The 18,235-nt window shown below is 69.1% G+C and carries 22 protein-coding genes; 15 read left to right on the top strand and 7 right to left on the bottom strand.

From position 1 onward, the window contains the following. The first annotated feature begins 126 nt into the window (after window positions 1–126). The 5 genes from OTB19_RS37190 to OTB19_RS37170 all read left to right on the top strand — a co-directional run bounded on the left by OTB19_RS37190 (window position 127) and on the right by OTB19_RS37170 (window position 5,850). Complete coding sequence (locus tag OTB19_RS37190) at window positions 127–711, top strand: GTP-binding protein (RefSeq protein ID WP_266573764.1); 585 nt, start codon at window positions 127–129, stop codon at window positions 709–711. A 292-nt stretch (window positions 712–1,003) separates the two neighbouring features. Next, window positions 1,004–4,210, top strand: coding sequence for a nitrate- and nitrite sensing domain-containing protein (locus OTB19_RS37185; protein WP_267803218.1), 3,207 nt, complete (start codon window positions 1,004–1,006; stop codon window positions 4,208–4,210). A gap of 10 nt (window positions 4,211–4,220) precedes the next feature. Next, the gene (locus OTB19_RS37180) at window positions 4,221–4,634 is read left to right on the top strand and encodes a roadblock/LC7 domain-containing protein (RefSeq protein ID WP_030037347.1); all 414 of its coding nucleotides are present in this window, start codon (window positions 4,221–4,223) and stop codon (window positions 4,632–4,634) included. Window positions 4,635–4,727: 93 nt separating this feature from the next. After that, window positions 4,728–5,288, top strand: a complete 561-nt coding sequence (locus OTB19_RS37175) for a DUF742 domain-containing protein (protein ID WP_053675050.1) — start codon at window positions 4,728–4,730, stop codon at window positions 5,286–5,288. After that, entirely contained in the window at window positions 5,269–5,850 is a 582-nt protein-coding gene (locus tag OTB19_RS37170; protein WP_037792108.1) for a GTP-binding protein, read from the top strand. Before OTB19_RS37175 ends, OTB19_RS37170 begins: the two co-directional genes overlap by 20 nt. 196 nt (window positions 5,851–6,046) lie before the next feature. Here the strand turns inward: OTB19_RS37170 and OTB19_RS37165 are convergent, their stop codons facing one another. Continuing rightward, a complete protein-coding gene (locus tag OTB19_RS37165) occupies window positions 6,047–6,250 on the bottom strand; it encodes an acyl-CoA carboxylase subunit epsilon (protein WP_267803217.1) in 204 nt (67 codons plus the stop codon). Between the two features lie 21 nt (window positions 6,251–6,271). Next, window positions 6,272–7,855: an acyl-CoA carboxylase subunit beta gene (locus OTB19_RS37160; protein ID WP_267803216.1), complete on the bottom strand. Its 1,584-nt coding sequence runs from the start codon at window positions 7,853–7,855 to the stop codon at window positions 6,272–6,274. A 264-nt stretch (window positions 7,856–8,119) separates the two neighbouring features. On the opposite strand from OTB19_RS37160, the gene OTB19_RS37155 reads away from it, so the two are divergent. Beyond that, window positions 8,120–8,734 carry a YceI family protein gene (locus OTB19_RS37155; RefSeq protein ID WP_267803215.1) on the top strand — a complete coding sequence of 205 codons (615 nt, stop codon included), beginning with the start codon at window positions 8,120–8,122 and terminating at the stop codon, window positions 8,732–8,734. 61 nt (window positions 8,735–8,795) lie between these two features. Here OTB19_RS37155 and OTB19_RS37150 read toward each other — a convergent pair whose 3' ends face one another. From OTB19_RS37150 to OTB19_RS37130, 5 genes are all read right to left on the bottom strand, one after another. Further along, the gene (locus OTB19_RS37150) at window positions 8,796–10,139 is read right to left on the bottom strand and encodes a hypothetical protein (protein ID WP_267803214.1); all 1,344 of its coding nucleotides are present in this window, start codon (window positions 10,137–10,139) and stop codon (window positions 8,796–8,798) included. Window positions 10,140–10,269: 130 nt separating this feature from the next. Continuing rightward, complete coding sequence (gene cimA / locus OTB19_RS37145) at window positions 10,270–11,898, bottom strand: citramalate synthase (RefSeq protein WP_267803213.1); 1,629 nt, start codon at window positions 11,896–11,898, stop codon at window positions 10,270–10,272. A 281-nt stretch (window positions 11,899–12,179) separates the two neighbouring features. Beyond that, window positions 12,180–12,788: a TetR/AcrR family transcriptional regulator gene (locus tag OTB19_RS37140; protein ID WP_267803212.1), complete on the bottom strand. Its 609-nt coding sequence runs from the start codon at window positions 12,786–12,788 to the stop codon at window positions 12,180–12,182. A 113-nt stretch (window positions 12,789–12,901) separates the two neighbouring features. Continuing rightward, the gene (locus OTB19_RS37135; protein ID WP_267803211.1) at window positions 12,902–14,155 is read right to left on the bottom strand and encodes an integrase; all 1,254 of its coding nucleotides are present in this window, start codon (window positions 14,153–14,155) and stop codon (window positions 12,902–12,904) included. Window positions 14,156–14,612: 457 nt separating this feature from the next. Beyond that, entirely contained in the window at window positions 14,613–15,026 is a 414-nt protein-coding gene (locus OTB19_RS37130) for a helix-turn-helix domain-containing protein (RefSeq protein WP_267803210.1), read from the bottom strand. 209 nt (window positions 15,027–15,235) lie between these two features. Between OTB19_RS37130 and OTB19_RS37125 the strand changes: the two genes are divergently transcribed. From OTB19_RS37125 to OTB19_RS37085, 9 genes are all read left to right on the top strand, one after another. Next, the gene (locus tag OTB19_RS37125) at window positions 15,236–15,478 is read left to right on the top strand and encodes a helix-turn-helix domain-containing protein (protein ID WP_267803209.1); all 243 of its coding nucleotides are present in this window, start codon (window positions 15,236–15,238) and stop codon (window positions 15,476–15,478) included. A 1-nt stretch (window position 15,479) separates the two neighbouring features. Then, window positions 15,480–15,782 carry a helix-turn-helix domain-containing protein gene (locus tag OTB19_RS37120; RefSeq protein WP_267803208.1) on the top strand — a complete coding sequence of 101 codons (303 nt, stop codon included), beginning with the start codon at window positions 15,480–15,482 and terminating at the stop codon, window positions 15,780–15,782. A gap of 28 nt (window positions 15,783–15,810) precedes the next feature. Beyond that, window positions 15,811–16,743 (top strand): phage antirepressor N-terminal domain-containing protein, encoded by a 933-nt coding sequence (locus OTB19_RS37115; RefSeq protein WP_267803207.1) that lies wholly within the window; start codon window positions 15,811–15,813, stop codon window positions 16,741–16,743. After that, window positions 16,740–17,036 (top strand): hypothetical protein, encoded by a 297-nt coding sequence (locus OTB19_RS37110; protein ID WP_267803206.1) that lies wholly within the window; start codon window positions 16,740–16,742, stop codon window positions 17,034–17,036. The genes OTB19_RS37115 and OTB19_RS37110 overlap by 4 nt, the downstream gene beginning before the upstream one ends. Beyond that, window positions 17,029–17,286 carry a hypothetical protein gene (locus OTB19_RS37105; protein ID WP_267803205.1) on the top strand — a complete coding sequence of 86 codons (258 nt, stop codon included), beginning with the start codon at window positions 17,029–17,031 and terminating at the stop codon, window positions 17,284–17,286. Before OTB19_RS37110 ends, OTB19_RS37105 begins: the two co-directional genes overlap by 8 nt. Then, window positions 17,279–17,521 carry a hypothetical protein gene (locus OTB19_RS37100; RefSeq protein ID WP_267803204.1) on the top strand — a complete coding sequence of 81 codons (243 nt, stop codon included), beginning with the start codon at window positions 17,279–17,281 and terminating at the stop codon, window positions 17,519–17,521. Before OTB19_RS37105 ends, OTB19_RS37100 begins: the two co-directional genes overlap by 8 nt. Next, window positions 17,518–17,730, top strand: a complete 213-nt coding sequence (locus OTB19_RS37095) for a hypothetical protein (RefSeq protein ID WP_267803203.1) — start codon at window positions 17,518–17,520, stop codon at window positions 17,728–17,730. The genes OTB19_RS37100 and OTB19_RS37095 overlap by 4 nt, the downstream gene beginning before the upstream one ends. Next, complete coding sequence (locus OTB19_RS37090; protein WP_267803202.1) at window positions 17,727–17,957, top strand: hypothetical protein; 231 nt, start codon at window positions 17,727–17,729, stop codon at window positions 17,955–17,957. The genes OTB19_RS37095 and OTB19_RS37090 overlap by 4 nt, the downstream gene beginning before the upstream one ends. Further along, a partial coding sequence (locus OTB19_RS37085; RefSeq protein WP_267803201.1) for a hypothetical protein occupies window positions 17,954–18,235 on the top strand: 282 nt, incomplete at its 3' end. The genes OTB19_RS37090 and OTB19_RS37085, both read left to right, overlap by 4 nt.

Genomic DNA, 18,235 nt, shown 5'->3' with positions numbered 1-18,235 from the left:
AGAAAGAACCTCGGAGAACCCGCCACCGGGACGGCCACCCGGGATACCGGCCTGCCCGAATCCGGAAACCCACCACAAAAGCAATCACACCGCGTGATCAAAGATCACGCGGTGGATCGAGGCTCAGTGGACTTCGCAAGCTCTGACGGTGGAGCGGCTCCTCGCTCCACCACCTCCGCGAAGATCGTGGTGGCCGGCGGCTTCGGCGTGGGCAAGACCACGTTCGTCGGCGCGGTCTCCGAGATCAACCCGCTGCGTACCGAGGCCGTCATGACGTCCGCGAGCGCGGGCATCGACGATCTGACGCACACCGGGGACAAGACGACCACCACGGTCGCCATGGACTTCGGCCGCATCACCCTGGACCAGGACCTGATCCTGTACCTCTTCGGTACCCCGGGTCAGGACCGCTTCTGGTTCATGTGGGACGACCTCGTACGGGGCGCCATCGGCGCGATCGTCCTGGTCGACACCCGCCGGCTCGCGGACTGTTTCCCCGCCGTCGACTACTTCGAGAACAGCGGTCTGCCGTTCGTCGTGGCGCTCAACGGCTTCGAGGGGCACCAGCCGTACACCCCGGAGGAGGTCCGCGAGGCGCTGCAGATCGGTCCGGACGCGCCGATCATCACCACCGACGCCCGCCACCGCGCGGACGCCAAGAGCGCGCTCATCACGCTCGTCGAGCACGCGCTGATGGCGCGGCTCAAGTAGCACGGAAATCATGGCCGCGTGTGAGGGCGGGTTGTGTCATACGACACGGCCCGCCCTTCTCGTTCATAACGTTTCGACAGAGAATTGGGGCCGGCCGGGCACAGGGTGCGGTCGCCCGGTGCCGCTGTGCTCACAACTGGCCCCGCATTTGCAGCCGCTCGCTCTTTATGTCCGATTTATGTGGGGCATAAGGCTCTAGGAATGGCCGATTTCAACTGTTTGGAACACGGCCGTTAACCGTGCTGGAATTCAACGAACTAGCTAGTAGCACCGCCGAGAGGTTGTTGGTCGAGTGAGGCGAAGCAACTCGAGCCCCGCGGATGAACCCGCGCGCGGCAACTTCACCCCGCCGCCGCGAGCGGCCGCGTCGCCCGTCGACGTGCCCGTTGACCCACCCGCGAGCAGCGGCAGCACCAGCAGGTTCTCGCCCCGCAACTGGCGCGTGCCGACCCGTCTGAACGCCATCCTCCTCGTGCCCGTCCTCGTCGGACTGGTCATGGGCGGCTTCCAGGTGAAGGGTTCGGTCGACAGCTGGAACGAGGCCAAGGACGCGGAGAAGACCGCCCGCATCGTCCAGGCGGCCTCCGAATACGGCCAGGCGCTCCTCGACGAGCGTGACCTGACCGCCCAGCCGCTGCTGCGCGGCGACCGCGGCAGCGAGATCGTCACGAAGGCGTACGCGGCCACGGACGCGGCGAAGGCCAAGTTCGCGGACGCCGCGAAGGACCTCCCGACGAACCAGGGACTCGAACGCCGTCTGGAGCTCTTCCGTCAGGAGGAGCCGAAGCTGGAGCAGGTCCGCAAGACGGCCTACCTCGCGGCGCCCGAGTCGGCGAAGAAGAACCTCCCCAACGCGCTGGGCCCCATCCCCACCGAAGAGGGGTACGTGCTGGTCCAGCACTACCTGATGCAGTTCTCCAACGAGCTGGGCCTGGGCACCGGCAACGTGACCAGCTACGGCCGCATGGTCTACGCGATCGAGCTGGCCAAGGCCGCGAACTCGCTCCAGCGCTCCGTCGGCACCCACCTGCTGGTGCGGCCGAGCGAGAGCGAGGACATCCGCAAGTCCCAGCTGGTCGCCTTCTCCTCGTACGCCTACCTCGAGGAAATCGCCATCGGCGAGTACGTCGCGGCCGGCACCGACGCGGACACCAACCGCCTGCGCGACGTCATGGGTCAGAAGTCCCAGGAGGGCGCCCAGAAGCTCGCCGCGGCCAAGCAGGCCGCGGAGCAGGCGGGCACCACCTTCAAGACCCCGCCCGTGGTCAACGGCTCCGTGCTCACCGGCATGACCGAGGCGATAGCCTCGGGCGAGAAGAACACCCGTCTCGCCCAGAACGGCACCACGGCGCAGGCCTGGCAGGCCGCCGCCACCGCCAAGTTCGACGGTTACGCCGAGATCGAGAGGGAACTCCTCGACAAGGCCGTGCAGGACGCGGTCGCGGTCTCCGACGAGTCCCGCAACGACGCCATCCTGACCGGCGCCATCGTGGTCGTGGCCCTGCTCGCCGCCTTCATCCTGGCCGGCATGATGGCCCGCCAGATGGGCCGCGCGATGCGCCGCCTGCGCACCTCCGCCTTCGACATCGCCGAGCAGCGCCTGCCGATGCTCGTCGACCAGCTGTCGCGCACGGATCCGGGCAAGGTCGACACCCGGGTGCTGCCGATCCCGATCGACTCCCGGGACGAGATCGGCGAGGTCGCCCGCGCCTTCGACCAGGTCCACCGGGAAGCGGTCCGGCTCGCCGCCGAGCAGGCGCTCCTGCGAGGGAACGTCAACGCGATCTTCACGAACCTCTCCATGCGCAACCAGTCGTTGATCGAGGGCCAGTTGACCCTCATCACCGACCTGGAGAACAACGAGGCCGACCCGGACCAGCTGGAGAACCTCTTCCGCCTGGACCACCTGGCCACCCGCATGCGCCGCAACGGCGAGAACCTGCTCATCCTCGCGGGTGAGGAGCCGGGCCGCCGCTGGGACCAGCCGGTCCCGCTGGTCGACGTGCTGCGCGCCGCCGCCTCCGAGGTGGAGCAGTACGAGCGCATCGAGCTGTCGGGCGTCTCGGAGGCCGAGATCCACGGCCAGGCCGTGACCGACCTCGTGCACCTGCTCGCCGAGCTGCTGGAGAACGCCACCACGTTCTCCTCCCCGCAGACCAAGGTCCGCGTCAACGCCACGCGGCTGCCCGACGGCCGCGTCATGATCGAGATCCACGACAAGGGCATCGGCCTCACCGCCGAGGACTTCGCGGACATCAACCACAAGCTGGCCAACCCGCCGACCGTGGACGCCGCGATCTCGCAGCGCATGGGTCTGTTCGTGGTCGGCCGGCTGGCGGACCGCCACAGCATCCGCGTCCAGCTGCGCCCCTCGGGCGAGGCGGCCGGCACCACCTCGCTGGTCATGCTCCCCGACGCCATCACCCACGGTGGCGGTGGCGAGGGCGTACCGGACGACGACTTCACGGTGTCGCAGATCATCCCGGAGCAGCAGGCCCTGCAGGCTCCGAAGATGCGCACGGCGGCCGAGCTCGGCTTCGACGACTCCCGCTACGACGCCCAGGGCGGCCAGGGAGCCGACGGACAGGGCGCCGACCCCGTGGGCCGGTCCCTGGGCCAGCAGGAGCGCAGGGCGGCGTTGGCCGCCCAGGTGGGCTTCCCGCAGGACCAGCAGTACCCCGATCAGGCGGAGCAGTCCTCCCAGGACTATCCGGAACCCCAGCCTGAACACGGGTATCAGCCGTACCAGGGCTACGAGCAGCAGCCCGCGCAGGGCTACACCCCGGGGTACGAGGACCAGCAGTCCCAGCAGCCCCAGCAGTCCTACGAGGCCTATCCGCAACAGGGATATGCCTATCCGGAAGCCGAATACCAGGACCAGCGGCAGGACGCCCCGTCGTACGACGGGGGCTTCGAACCCCAGTCCCAGCAGGCGGAGTGGCCCGAGCAGAACACGTACTCGGGTGGCTACCAGCAGGACTACGGGACCGAATCGGAATCCACGCCCGCTCCCGAACCGGCCCCGGAACGCGTAGGCTTCGACCGTCCGGGCGCCGCCGCCGACACCGGTCACAAGATGACCGGAGCGGGCCTGCCGCGCCGCGGCAGCCAGCAGCAGTGGCAGCCGGCACAGCAGGAAGCGGAGTCCACCGGATCCCTCTTCGAGCAGCGGCCGCAGCGTCAGCAGCCCGCCGCCGCCCCGAAGGCGGACGAGGAAGGCCCTGAGGCCTGGCGTTCGAACAACGACGAGCGCTGGCAGCAGGCCGCCAAGCTTCGTGAGCCGAAGGCGGGCGGGGTCACCCCGTCCGGTCTCCCTCGGCGGGTGCCCAAGGCCAACCTGGTCGAGGGTGCTGCGGAGACGACCCCGCAGGGCGGCCCCCAGGTCTCCCGCGCACCGGAGGACGTCCGTGGCAGGTTGAGCAACCTGCGACGCGGTGTCCAACAGGGACGCAGCGCGGGTTCCGAGCAGTCAAGTAACAGCTATGACCAGGAGCGTTAGTGTGAGCCCGATGAGCCAGGCGGCACAGAACCTGAACTGGTTGATCACCAACTTCGTGGACAACACCCCCGGGGTGTCCCACACGGTGGTGGTCTCCGCCGACGGACTCCTTCTGGCGATGTCCGACGGATTCCCGCGCGACCGCGCCGATCAGCTGGCGGCCGTGGCCTCCGGTCTGACGTCGCTGACCGCCGGAGCCTCCCGCATCTTCGAGGGTGGCGCGGTCAACCAGACGGTCGTCGAGATGGACCGGGGATTCCTTTTCCTCATGTCCGTGTCCGACGGATCCTCGCTCGCGGTGCTCGCGCACCCCGAGTGCGACATCGGCCTGGTGGGCTACGAAATGGCCCTTCTTGTGGACCGAGCAGGCAGTGTCCTCACCCCGGACCTGCGTGCGGAGCTGCAGGGAAGTCTGCTCAACTAGCAGACAGGCAGTGCGTTTCGCGTCATCGCACCATAGGGTGCGGTGGCGCGGTTCCACAGGGAGTACTGCGTTCTTGGAGTCGGAGGAGGAAACGTGACAACACCCGGAGGACATCCTTATGGCGGCGCGCAGCAGCCGCAGGGTGGGCACGACCAGAACCGCTTCAACTTCCCCTCCACTCCCAGCCGGCCCGCGCCGGAGCACAACCCGTACCAGCAGCAGCCTTCGTACGGCCAGCCCCAGCAGCCCCAGCAGCCTTACCGGCCTTCGCAGCGGCCCTCGCGCTCCTCGCAGCCGCAGGCCCCGAAGGCGCACAACCCGCTGGTGCGTCCGTACGCCATGACCGGCGGCCGTACCCGGCCGCGCTACCAGCTCGCCATCGAGGCGCTGGTCAGCACCACGGCCGATCCCGCGCGGCTGCAAGGGCAGTTGCCCGAGCATCAGCGCATCTGCCGTCTGTGCCAGGAGATCAAATCCGTCGCGGAGATCTCGGCACTACTCTCCATTCCTCTTGGTGTCGCCCGCATCCTCGTCGCCGACCTGGCGGAGGCGGGCCTTGTCGCCATTCACCAGCCCGGCGGCGACGAATCTGCCGGCGGCCAGCCAGACGTGACACTGCTCGAAAGGGTGCTCAGTGGACTTCGCAAGCTCTAACGGCGGAGCGGCTCGCTCCACCACCTCCGCGAAGATTGTGGTGGCCGGCGGCTTCGGCGTGGGCAAGACCACGTTCGTCGGCGCGGTCTCCGAGATCAACCCGCTGCGCACCGAGGCCGTCATGACCAGCGCCTCCGCCGGTATCGACGACCTCACCCACACCGGTGACAAGACGACGACCACGGTCGCCATGGACTTCGGCCGCATCACCCTGGACCAGGACCTGATCCTGTACCTCTTCGGTACCCCGGGTCAGGACCGCTTCTGGTTCATGTGGGACGACCTGGTGCGCGGTGCGATCGGCGCCGTGGTGCTCGTGGACACCCGGCGGCTCGCGGACTGTTTCCCCGCCGTCGACTACTTCGAGAACAGCGGCCTGCCGTTCGTCATCGCCCTGAACGGCTTCGACGGGCACCAGCCCTACACCCCGGAGGAAGTCCGCGAGGCCCTGCAGATCGGCCCGGACGCCCCGATCATCACCACCGACGCCCGTCACCGCGCGGACGCCAAGAGCGCGCTCATCACGCTCGTCGAGCACGCGCTGATGGCGCGCCTGCGCTAGCGGTTCCGCAGAACACACGAGAAGGGCCCCTCATGCTCCGTCGGAGCATGAGGGGCCCTTTTCCGTGTCATCGCCGCCCGTGGTCCGCACAGGAGCCGTACGCGAGCTCCCCGCCGGGCGTCCCGGGTACGCGAGAGCGCCGGGGCGGGGCCCCGGCGCTCTCGGTGAAGCGTGTGCTCGTGACGCGCCTGACGGACTAGCCGCGCCAGCTGTGCGGGGCGCGGAAGCCGGGGCTGCGCTCCAGGCGGCGCCAGCCGGCCTGGGATCGGGCGGTGCGGGCGGAGGCCTCGGCGGGGGTGGCGGCGGCGCGGGCGAGCAGGATTGCGGTGATCGCGGCCAGCTCCTCGGGCGCGGCGTTGCCCTTCTCGACCTTCAGCAGGGTGTCGGCGGTGATGCTCATCGGTGGCAGGTCTCCTTCGTCTTACTGAGGCGGGTTGCCGTGCTTGCGCGACGGCAGGTCGGCGTGCTTGGTGCGGAGCATCGCGAGGGCGCTCACCAGCACCTCGCGGGTCTCGGCGGGGTCGATGACGTCGTCCACGAGGCCGCGTTCGGCCGCGTAGTACGGGTGCATCAGCTCGGCCTTGTACTCCTTGACCATCCGGGCACGCATGGCCTCGGGGTCTTCGGCGTCGGAGATCTGCTTGCGGAAGATGACGTTGGCCGCGCCCTCGGCTCCCATGACGGCGATCTCGTTGGTGGGCCAGGCGTAGGTGAGGTCGGCGCCGATGGACTGGGAGTCCATGACGATGTAGGCGCCGCCGTAGGCCTTGCGCAGGATCAGCGAGATGCGCGGCACGGTGGCGTTGCAGTAGGCGTAGAGCAGCTTGGCGCCGTGGCGGATGATGCCGCCGTGCTCCTGGTCGACGCCCGGCAGGAAGCCTGGGACGTCCAGCAGGGTGACGATCGGGATGTTGAAGGCGTCGCAGAGTTGGACGAAGCGCGCGGCCTTCTCGGACGCGTGGATGTCGAGGACGCCGGCGAGGTGGCCGGGCTGGTTGGCGACGATGCCGACGACCTGGCCGTCCAGCCGGGCGAGGGCGCAGATGATGTTGCGGGCCCAGCGCTCGTGGATCTCCAGGACGTCGCCGTCGTCGACGAGTTCCTCGATGACCTTGAGCATGTCGTACGGGCGGTTGCCGTCGGCGGGCACCAGGTCCAGGAGCACGTCGGAGCGGCGGTCGCGGGGGTCGTCGGTCTGGTGGACCGGCGGGTTCTCGCGGTTGTTGGAGGGGAGCATCGTGATGAGGTAGCGGACCTCGGAGATGCAGGTCTCCTCGTCGTCGTATGCGAAGTGGGCGACGCCCGAGGTCTCGGCGTGCACGTCGGCGCCGCCGAGGCCGTTCTGGGTGATCTCCTCGCCGGTCACCGCGCGGACCACGTCCGGGCCGGTGATGAACATCTGCGAGGTGTCCCGGACCATGAACACGAAGTCGGTGAGGGCCGGGGAGTACGCGGCGCCGCCGGCGCAGGGGCCGAGCATGACCGAGATCTGCGGGATGACACCCGAGGCCTTGGTGTTGCGCTGGAAGATGCCGCCGTAGCCGGCGAGCGCGGAGACGCCCTCCTGGATACGGGCGCCCGCGCCGTCGTTCAGGGAGACCAGCGGCGCACCGGCCGCGATGGCCATGTCCATGATCTTGTGGATCTTCGTGGCGTGGGCCTCGCCCAGCGCACCGCCGAAGATCCGGAAGTCGTGCGCGTAGACGAAGACCGTACGACCCTCGACCGTGCCCCAACCGGTGATCACACCGTCGGTGTAGGGCTTCTTCGCCTCCAGGCCGAAACCGGTGGCCCGGTGCCGGCGGAGCTGCTCGACCTCCTTGAAGGAACCCTCGTCGAGCAGCAGAGCGATCCGCTCACGGGCGGTCAGCTTGCCCTTGGCGTGCTGCGCCTCGGTGGCGCGGTCGCTCGGGCCGCGGCGGGCCTCGTCGCGCAGGGAGTGCAGCTCGGCCACGCGCCCGCGGGCGTCCGTCGGCTCGCTCGGGGTCTGGTCCACAACGGTCATGTACCGACCTTACGAAGTGACGGGGTCAAAACCCTCCGTTGGTTCCGCACAGTCTCCGGAGTCATCCGCTGTGAGGCCCGGACAGAACCGCCGAACGATGCAAGGACTCCACCAGGCGGGGCGGCAAGCCTTTGTGGGGATTCCACAAAATCGGATGACACCCCTCCAGGAAGTTGAACTTTGAACGGAATGGGCCTAGCGTCAATCTTGTTGAACGTTAAACAACTCGGTGCGGGAGATCCGCACCCCACCAAGGAGGAAGTCATGGGTCTCTTCACCCGCCGCAGCCAGGACAACACCGCCGCATCCTCGGTCGCCACCCTCCCGGTGGACCCGGCGCTCGCCGCCCTCACCGGCGACTACGTCATCGACCCCGCGCACAGCAGCATCGGCTTCACCGTCCGGCACGCGATGGTCACCAACGTCCGCGGCTCCTTCGCCGACCACGAGGGCAGCCTGCACCTGGACGGCGCCGACCCCTCCCGCTCCACCGCCGCCATCGACGTGAAGATCACCTCCGTCGACACGGGCATCGCCGACCGTGACGGCCACCTGCGCGGCGGCGACTTCTTCGACGCCGAGACCTTCCCGCTGATGACGTTCCGGTCCACCGGCGCCGCCCAGTTGGGCGGGGACGCGTACCGGATCACGGGCGACCTGACGATCAAGGACGTCACGCGACCGCTCTCCATCGACCTGGGGTTCAACGGCTCCGCCACCGACGTCTACGGCAACGAGCGCGTCGGCTTCGAGGGCTCCGCCGAGATCCTGCGCTCCGACTGGGGCCTGACCTGGAACGCCGCCCTGGAGACCGGCGGTGTGATGGTCAGCGACAAGGTCAAGCTGACCTTCGACATCTCCGCCATCAAGCAGGCCTGACCCCGCCCCGCAAGGGGACGGGGCCGGGAAGAGGGGGACGGACGCGCGGTTCCGGGGGTGGCTAGAAGCCGCCCCCGCCGTCGAAGCCACCGCCTCCGTCGAAACCGCCACCGCCGCCGAAGTCCCCGCCGCCGAAGTCGGACGGGTTGAAGTCGGCGCCGGAGACGTCTCCCCCGTCGTAGCCGCCGCCCGCACCGCCGAAGTCCGCGGCGTAGGCCGGGGTCGACATCATCGAACCGAGCATCGTGCCCATCAACAGGCCCGGCAGCATGCCGCCGCCGAAGTACCCGCCGGCCCACGGGCCGTACGCCGGACCCGCGTCGTAGTAGGGGCGCGGCCCGCGCTCCGTGTCGACGGTGCGGACCGCCGGGTCCAGTCCGTCGCGCAGCCGCACGGCGTCCGCCTCGCAGACCGGCACGGTACGGGCCGCCCCGCCCGGCGGGGCCCAGTTCGCGTCCTGCGTGCTCGGCCCGTGGCGCGGGTCGAAGAAGCAGGGCGAGCGGCGCTCGGGCACCGGCCCGCCCTGCCGGCGCGCGTCCAGGCAGGCGAGCGCGTACCGCCCGTCCTCCAGCGCCTGGGTCACGCCCTGCACCTCGTCGGGGCGCTGGACCGAGGCCATGATCTGCTTGGCCTTCTCGTAGGAGTCCAGGCCCTGTTCGTAGTCCTTGCGCATCGCGTCGTCCGCACCGGGCTCGCCGGGGTGGAAGTCGAGCCGCTCCAGCTCCTCGCCGAAAGCCGTGATGTCCTCGTCGACGACCACGCCGAGGCGGGCGATGGCCTCGCGCCGCTCCTCTTCCTTCTTCTTCCGGCTGCGGCGGACCAGCGCGTAGGCGCCGCCACCGCCGACCACGGCCACCGCGCCGAGGGCGATCAGCCCGCCGACCGGGGCGCCGTCGGCCGCGGCCGCGCCGCCCCAGGAGGCGGGGGCGTTCCCCTTGACCTGGGTGAGCGCCTGGTCGACGAAGTCGTTCAGCTGGGTGTTCGCGTCCACCGGCCCGCCGACCTTCACGGACGAGGTGAGGTTCTGGACGGCGTTCCTCGGCATCACCCGCGGGTCGGCGCCGGCGTCGAAGCCCTCGCCGAGCCGGACCGCGTAGAGCCCGGTGATCCCGGTCTGGGCACGGACGGCGGAGAGCAGGCCCCGCTCGGGGAACGTCTCGCCGGTGGGGAGGACGGCGACGAAGACCGGCTTGCCGGCGTCCTTGATCTTCTTGGTGAGGGCGTCCGCCTGCGCAGGCGAGAGCTGCGCCCGCGCGCCGGGATCGACGTAGACCGGGCCCTTCTTGAGGGCCTCCCCGACGGCACTGACCCCGGTGGCGGCCGACGCCTGCGGGGCGACCACGAGGGCCGTCGCGGACAGGGCCAGCAGCAGACCGGAAAACACGGAAACGAGCCTGGTCCTCATGGTCACGACGCTACCGGAATCGCCACTTTTCCGTGTGAGCGGGACATAAGTACCGGTCGGACACGCGCAGCGGCCACGCACGCCGACGCCGCCCGGGTCCGGGGCGTCCGGACCCGGGCGGGCGGGGCGGCTACTCGGCCGGTTCGATGCCCGCGCGCAGCAGGCCGTAGGTGAAGGCGTCCTCCAGGGCCTGCCAGGACGCGGCGATGACGTTCGTGCCGACACCGACCGTGGACCACTCGCCGGCGCCGTCCGTCGTGGCGATCAGCACGCGGGTGGTGGAGTCGGTGCCGTGCTTGCCCTCCAGGATGCGGACCTTGTAGTCGATCAGCTCGAACTTGGCCAGCTGCGGGTAGAACGGCTCCAGCGCCACGCGCAGGGCCCGGTCCAGCGCGTTGACCGGGCCGTTGCCCTCCGCCGTCGCGACGATCCGCTCGCCCTTGGCCCACAGCTTGACCGTGGCCTCGTTGGCGTGGGTGCCGTCCGGGCGGTCCTCGACGATCGCCCGCCAGGACTCGATCCGGAAGTACTTGCGCGCCCGGCCCTCCGCCTCGGCCCGCAGCAGCAGCTCGAAGGAGGCGTCGGCGGCCTCGTAGGTGTAGCCCTGGAGCTCCCGCTCCTTGACCCGCTCCACGACCCGGGAGATCAGCGCGCGGTCGCCGCCGAGGTCGACGCCGAGTTCCTTGCCCTTGAGCTCGATGGAGGCGCGGCCCGCCATGTCGGAGACCAGCATCCGCATGGTGTTGCCGACCCGCTCGGGGTCGATGTGCTGGTAGAGGTCGGGGTCGACCTTGATGGCCGAGGCGTGCAGGCCGGCCTTGTGCGCGAAGGCCGAGACGCCCACGTACGGCTGGTGCGTGGACGGGGTGAGGTTGACGACCTCGGCGATGGCGTGGGAGATCCGGGTCATCTCGGCGAGCGCGCCGGCGGGGAGCACCGTACGCCCGTACTTGATCTCCAGGGCGCCGACGACCGGGAAGAGGTTGGCGTTGCCGACGCGCTCGCCGTAGCCGTTGGCGGTGCACTGGACGTGGGTGGCGCCCGCGTCGACGGCGGCCAGGGTGCTGGCGACGGCGCAGCCGGTGTCGTCCTGGGCGTGGATGCCCAGGCGGGCCCCGGTGTCGGCGAGGACGGTCGCGACGGTCGCGGACACCTGCGCGGGCAGCATGCCGCCGTTGGTGTCGCAGAGGATGACGACGTCGGCGCCGGCCTCGTGGGCGGTGCGGACGACCGCCTTGGCGTACTCGGGGTTGGCGCGGTAGCCGTCGAAGAAGTGCTCGCAGTCGACGAAGACCCGGCGCCCCTGCTCGACGAGGTGGGAGACGGTGTCCCGGACCATTTCCAGGTTCTCTTCGAGGGTGGTGCGCAGGGCGAGCTCGACGTGCCGGTCGTGGGATTTGGCGACCAGGGTGATCACCGGGGCGCCGGACTCCAGCAGGGCCCGCACCTGGGGGTCCGCGGCGGCGGAGCCGCCGGCCCGGCGGGTGGCGCCGAAGGCCACGAGGCGGGCGTGCTTGAAGTCGATCTCGGCACGGGCGCGGGCGAAGAACTCGGTGTCACGGGGGTTGGCGCCGGGCCAGCCGCCCTCGATGAAGCCCACTCCGAAGTCGTCCAGGTGCCGCGCGATGGTCAGCTTGTCCGCGACCGTGAGGTTGATGCCCTCACGCTGGGCGCCGTCGCGCAGGGTCGTGTCGAAGACGTGGAAGCTGTCGTCGGGGCCCGCCGGCGCAGTCGGCTCGGTCGCCTCTGTCGTCGTCATGCTGGTCTGACTCCTGTCGGATGAGTGGTTCCGGAGACCGGGGATCCACTGCCCCCATCATCGCGCGCCGCCCGCTCCCGGCAGGAATGGAGCCGGGAAACGAAAAGACCCCTCGCGGGTGCGAGAGGTCTGCGCGCGGGTCTGGGGCACTGTGGCCGCCGTCCCGTGGGTTGTCCACGGCTCAACGGTCACTGCGGACCGGCGCGCTGCTGTCCATAATCATGAGCTGAGCAGGCACGCCCGCAGTGTGTCACAAGGGCCCGCGCCCGTGGACGGACGTCTCACGATACGAGCGCCTCGTCCAGGAACTCGGTGACGTGTTCCAGGATGTCGCCCCGCCCTATCCCGGGCAGGCCGACGGCGACCTGGATGCTGAACCCGTCGAGCAGTGCCCTGATGCGGGCGGCGAACCGGTCGGCGTCCACCGCGCGGAACTCGCCGCGCGAGATGCCCTCGGCGAGCAGCGCGACCAGGTCCCGGTGCCAGGCCCCCTCGATGGCGGCCTGGCGCTCGCGTTCCTGCGGGCCGGCGTTCTGCGAGCGGTTCCAGACCTCCAGCCACAGGGTCCAGTGCGGGTCCCGCGCGGCTTCGGGCACGTACAGGTCGACGTACGCCTGCACCCGTTCGCGCACCGGGCCGCGGCGGGACAGCAGAGCCCGGCGTTCGGCGCCGAGCGAGGCCTCGCTCCACTCCAGGGTCTGCAGCAGGAGTTCGTCCTTGCTGCCGAAGTAGTAGAGGAGGTGGCCGCTGCTCATGCCCACCTGGCGGCCGAGTCCGGCCATGGTGAGGCCTTCGAGGCCGCGTTCGGCGATCGTGGCCATGGCGGCGACGAGTACGTCCTCGCGCGGAGGCGCGTTCTTGCGCGCCGCCCGTACTCCACCCGCCACCATGGACCACTCCTCGAAACCGTGCGCCGCGGGTCAGACCTTCGGCTGTTGCTGGGTGATGCAGTGGATACCGCAGGAGTCACATCCTGCTGACCCCTGAGCTGCACACCCGTACCTCATCTTGCCCCAAATGGGAGGCGGGTGGGAGACAGGCCTTCCTCGCGCACCCAGCGCTCCTGCAAAACAGAGACGATCTTGCGCTCCATCTCGGGCGTCACATCCGAGTAGACACCACGAACACCCTGGAGGATGTGCCCCAGGCGCTCCTCGATCGCCACGGCAGGGACGCCGACTTCCTCCAGGTGAGGGGAATGCGCGTGCCGTATCAGGTGGATGCGGCGCCCCTTGAACGTCTCGACCGCCAGCAACTCCTGCCGCTCATACCTGCCCACCCGGGCGTCCGAACCGTCCCGGATCGGCTTCCAGTAGTAGGTGTTGAAGTCGGTGCTCACCAGGGGCCCGCCTCCCATCGCGGGGAACAGCCACTCGGAATCATGGCTGGCCAGGAGCTCTTCGTGGAGGGCTGCGAGAAAGGGCGGGATCACCAAGCTCCTCTCGCTTCCGTACTTCGGCAGGGCAAGCGTGGGCACGCCGTCCTCATCGGGGCGGTCCGGGTCGATCACGTACTTGTGCTGCCACTGCACACGGATGACCGGCAATGGATACTTTCCGCAATACCTCTGGAGGGACTTCTCCCGGCGCTTTCGATCCGGGTCACTCTCGGGCCAGTTCGGTCCGACGAATTCGCGGCGGAGACCGAACATCTCTCCCAGGCGCATTCCGGTATAGGCCTTGGTGAGCATGAAGACGTACCCGGTGAATCCCCACACGTGGAGTGCGTTCTCCGCCAACTGGTGCAGATCACTCGTCGGCACCGTCTCCTTCTCCTCGCGCACCGGCCGCACGTAGCGACCGCGGCGCCGGTTCTCCTTGGGCACAGGCGACTCGAACAGCAGTGGGGGGCGGTGCGCGACGGCGTCGTCCATCAGCATGCCGAAGATGATCCGGAGATCCCGCACGTAGCCCGCCGAGATCTTCCCTCGCAACCGACGCATCCAGGCCTGGTAGCCGAGCGTGGTGATCTCATTGAGCGGAGTCTCGCCCCATTCGGGCAGGATCTGGGCCCGCAACTTCTTGTGGTAGGTGTGGTGGGAGCTCGGGTCGAGGTCGACCGACTTCAACCACAGGGCAGCCCAGTCCTTGAAGAGAATCTTGCCGTCCGCTCGAGCGATGTACCGGCCGCTGCGAACGTCCGCTTCCCGATCGAGGCCGTACTCCTTGGCCTCTTGCTCGGTCCACTGCGTGTCGGACTTGAAGTCGTAGATTTTCTTCCCGGTCTCCGGGTTGATCCGACCGGTGTCCCACTTCACGCGAAGGCTGTTGCCTCGCCACTCTGTCCACGGCATGAGGACCCCCTTGGGGTGGGTGTTGCGGGCCCCCGGCTGGTACCCCTACCCCCGGGTTTCCGCACCTGACTGGTCAGGCGCCGTCGTGTCCCACAAGACAACCGCGGCAACCTTCACAGTCTCCTCCGCCGCGCTTCACGATCTCCCGCATGGACTGCCGGCCCGCGGCGTCCTGCGCGATCTCGGGAGGCGCCACGCAAACCATTCTCCCATTACTTGATCCAGACCAGCCGGCGAAGTCCGGTCCGTTGTCCATGAGTAGCAGGTGGCTGCGCACACCGATCCCCCCTTCCGGGATTGGGAATCCCCCAAGGTGATGCTCCGACTCTGTCACGCCTGGAACCGGTTGGGACCAGAGAGGACCAGATTGGCTGTCACATCTTCAACATCGAGGAATGGCTGTACGCCAATCGCATGAGTTTCAGATCACGCCGCGCTCGCGCAGCCCCTCCAGAACGCGCCGATTCAGCTCCAGGATCTCGGTGGCGGTGAGGTCGCCCCGGGTGGCGATGGCCGCGCTCTGCACGGTGTCGCCAAGGAGTCGCTCGAGCTCCCGCTTGGGGATGCGGGAGATCTTGACGCTCTCTTCGCCTGCCGGCGACTCGGTGAGGATCACCTCCCTCCCCTCCCCTACCGCTTCGGAGCTTCCGGGGGCCCACCGCAGAGCACGGTCAACGGCCGCATAGGTGGTGTCGCGGACGTTCAGGCCTGCTTCGACCCGCTTCCACGTGTCTTTGCTGATGCCTGCGAGCTTGGCTGCGGGCTCGATGCCCAGCTTGAGCTCGGTGCGCCTGCTGCGGACGGCTGTCGCAAGGCGGTCAAGGTCGCGATCCATGGGGGCATCATCGCAGGACCAGCTAGGACCAGCCAGGACTAGGGGGGTAAAGCGGCTAGAACGCGCCCCCTCGTCGCGCCGGATCCCGAAGCACTTCGATCACATGCCGCGCGCGCCCGGCTACTGACGAGTACAAGTTTCCGCGAACTTCCGCTAGCTTCCGCGAACATTCGCTAGACATAGCCGCTAGGTCCCGCTAGCTTTGAGGCATGGAACAACCCCCCACCTTCCAGGTGAACGGGGCGGCAATCCGCAAGAGCCGCATGCAAGCAGGGCTCGGAACCGAGCAGATGGCACAGGCCGCAGGCATAAGCCGTCGGTACCTGAACCACCTCGAGAACGGCTACCGCAGACACATGCGACCCGAGCCATTCGCCCGGCTCCGCACAGCCCTCGGCCTCGAGCCGAACGACACGAGCCTCCTGAATGAGGCCCCCGAAGGAAGAAGGTGACATGCCTACCCGCAAGACCGACACGCCGAAGCTGGAGCCGCTCTACAGCGTCGAGGAAGCCGCCGTACTGCTGCTGAACCTCAAGAACGAGGCTGGCGAGCAGGGGCAGCAGAGCAAGGAAGCCGGCCAGCGGTGGCTCCGTGACGGAGTCAACCACAAGGGATTCCCGCACTATCGGGTCGGACGCCGACTGATGTTCAGCGAGCGGGACCTGGTCGCCATCCTCGAAGACTTCTGCCGGGTACCTGGCACCTACCGCCGAGCCCGCCGCGCAGCACGCAAGCCCGTCGCCACCGCCGCTTAGCGGCTATGCGGCCCCCGACGCCGACTACTTGCCGGTCGCCGGCACCGAGGGCCTCCCGAAGTACCGCCCCTCACCTGCACTGATCTGCAAGGAGAAGAGGAATCCGATGACCGCATCATCTCCCGAATCGCGTGAGGTCGTACAGCTCGACCTGTCTGCTGGTTCGATCCACACGACTCTGATCGACGGGCAGCCGCACATCGTGCTGAAGCCGGCCGTCGAATCCCTGGGGCTGGACTTCTCCACCCAGCTGGCAAAGCTCCGAGGCCGTTCGTGGGCAACCGTGGGGCAGAGCCCCATGGTTGCGGAGGACGGCAAGACGCGGGTCATGACCGTCATCCCGGTCCGCACGTTCCTGATGCTGCTGGCCACAGTGAACGAGAACCGTGTCAACGAGGTGGCCCGCCCGACGCTGGTCGCGTTCCAGAACGAGACCGCGGACGCCGTCGAGACCTACTGGACGCAGAGCGGAGCCCGGACCCCCACCACCCCCGCTCTCCCGCAGGACTATGAGGAGGCGCTGGTTGCTCTCATCGGTCAGGTTCGGGAGGCGAAGGTGTTGTCGGCGCGGGTGGCGGAGTTGGAGCCGGCCGCCCAGTCGTGGAACACGTTGGCGGAGGCGGTCGGTGACTTCGCGGTCGCCGACGCGGCGAAGATTCTTTCCCGGGATCCGGCCATGAAGCTGGGCCGCAACCGGCTGTTCACGCTGCTCGATGATCTGCGGTGGACGTACCGGCAGCAGGTCGACGGTCGTCCGCGGGCGATGCAGGCCGCGATTGAGACGGGTCGGCTGTCCGAGCTGCCGTCGTCGCACTATCACCCGCGTACCGGGGAGCTGGTGCTGGACGCCCCGCAGGTTCGGGTGACGGTGAAGGGTTTGCATGAGCTGCACAAGCGGCTCGGCGGTCTGGTCCCGGTGCAGGTTCCGTCGGTGCCGCAGCAGCGGGGCGGTGCGGCATGAGCTCCTTCGCCGACCCGGGGTTCGACACCCCTGACGAGTTCGACCTCATCATGCGTGAGGTTGCGCCCCTGACCGCGTTCGCCGCCCTGTTCGACGAGGCGGAGGAGTTGCTGGCGGCCACTCGGCCGGGTGGCTTCGACATCGAGGAGATCGGCCGTCTCGCGTTCGAGGAGCTGCCGGAGTCCGAGAAGGCTGCGGCGCTGGACGAGCTGTTCTACACGTACTGGTCGGCGCGTGAGCTGGAGCGCGACGCCCGGCCGTGGCGACGTGAGGCCGGTGAGTCCCGTGGCTGACCTCCTCCCCGTCGACACGACGTCCGCGTCCCTCGCCGGCCTGACGCCGCCGATCGCCCGCCTGGACGTGCGGGTGGGTGACGTGTTGAAGCACATCGCGGAGGAGCGTCTCGCGAAGCTCCTCGACAAGCCGCCGCTGGGCCATTGCCCGGTCGAGCAGCCCGCCGACTGGTACGAGCGAGTCTTCGACGCCCTCGTCGCCGCCCACCCCGAGACGTGCCGCGAGACCCCCGGAGGCGACCGTGCCTGACATCCAGCTCCCCGACTTGATCGGGTCCGTCCGGCTCTCCCCGTCCGGGAAGTGCCTCGCGGTCTTGTGGCCGTCGCCGCCGCACGCCTCTCGCTGGATCGTCACGGACCAGTGGGGATCGACCGGCTACGAGCCCGACGCGAAGGTCGCCTCGTGGACCGTCGTCGGCGCGGTGCCCTTCAGCCCCGCCGCCGGCATGGCCCTCGACGGAAGCGCGAAGCGGGTGGCGTCATGACCGGCTGGCCGTCCGAGGGGACGTGGGAGCGCCACATGTCACCCGAGGCGGAGGCCGCGCAGATCGTGCGGCTGGCCCGCGCTCGCGCCGCCGACGCCGTACACCACGCCATCGACTGCCGGTGCGAGACCTGCCGGGGCGACCGGGTCCTGTTCCTCCGCCACGTGTACCGGGCGAAGGTCGCAGCCCGCGCAAGGAGGCAGTCGTGACCTCCGTGACCGTGTCGTCGCCGCTGCTGTCCGACCCGCCGCCCGCCCCTCCAGCCCAGGTCCGCCCGGTCGACCCGGACTTCGCCATCACCGAACGGGACGGCTTCATCGAGTCGCTCGCCGAGTTCGGCGCCCGCATCGACCTGCGCCACGCGGCCGGCCTCGCCATCGCCGGCATCGCGCTCCTGACCGCCGGCTACTACATCCAGACCTGGGAGACCCGATGACTCCGGCCGAGATTCAACTCGACCTGTACGCGAATCGCCCCGGCGGATTCAACTGCGGCGCCGAGAAGGCGCTGTACCAGATCGCGCGCAGCCTTCGCGCCGAGCTGACCGAGGCCCGCACCAAGCTGGAGATCGCCGAGCGCCGGAACGACGGTAACTACTCACGTCTGATGGGTTCGAGGCCGAGGGAGGGGCAGCGGATCTCTCCGGTGGTGAAGCGGCCTGTGGGGGCGTCGAGCTGGACGATGATGCTCTGCCCGGCCCATCCGGTGACGGTG

It is taken from the genome of Streptomyces sp. H27-H5 (assembly GCF_026627505.1).
GTDB lineage: Bacteria > Actinomycetota > Actinomycetes > Streptomycetales > Streptomycetaceae > Streptomyces.
Note: the sequence above shows the minus strand (reverse complement) of the source record. Positions and strands in the feature narration are given on the sequence as shown.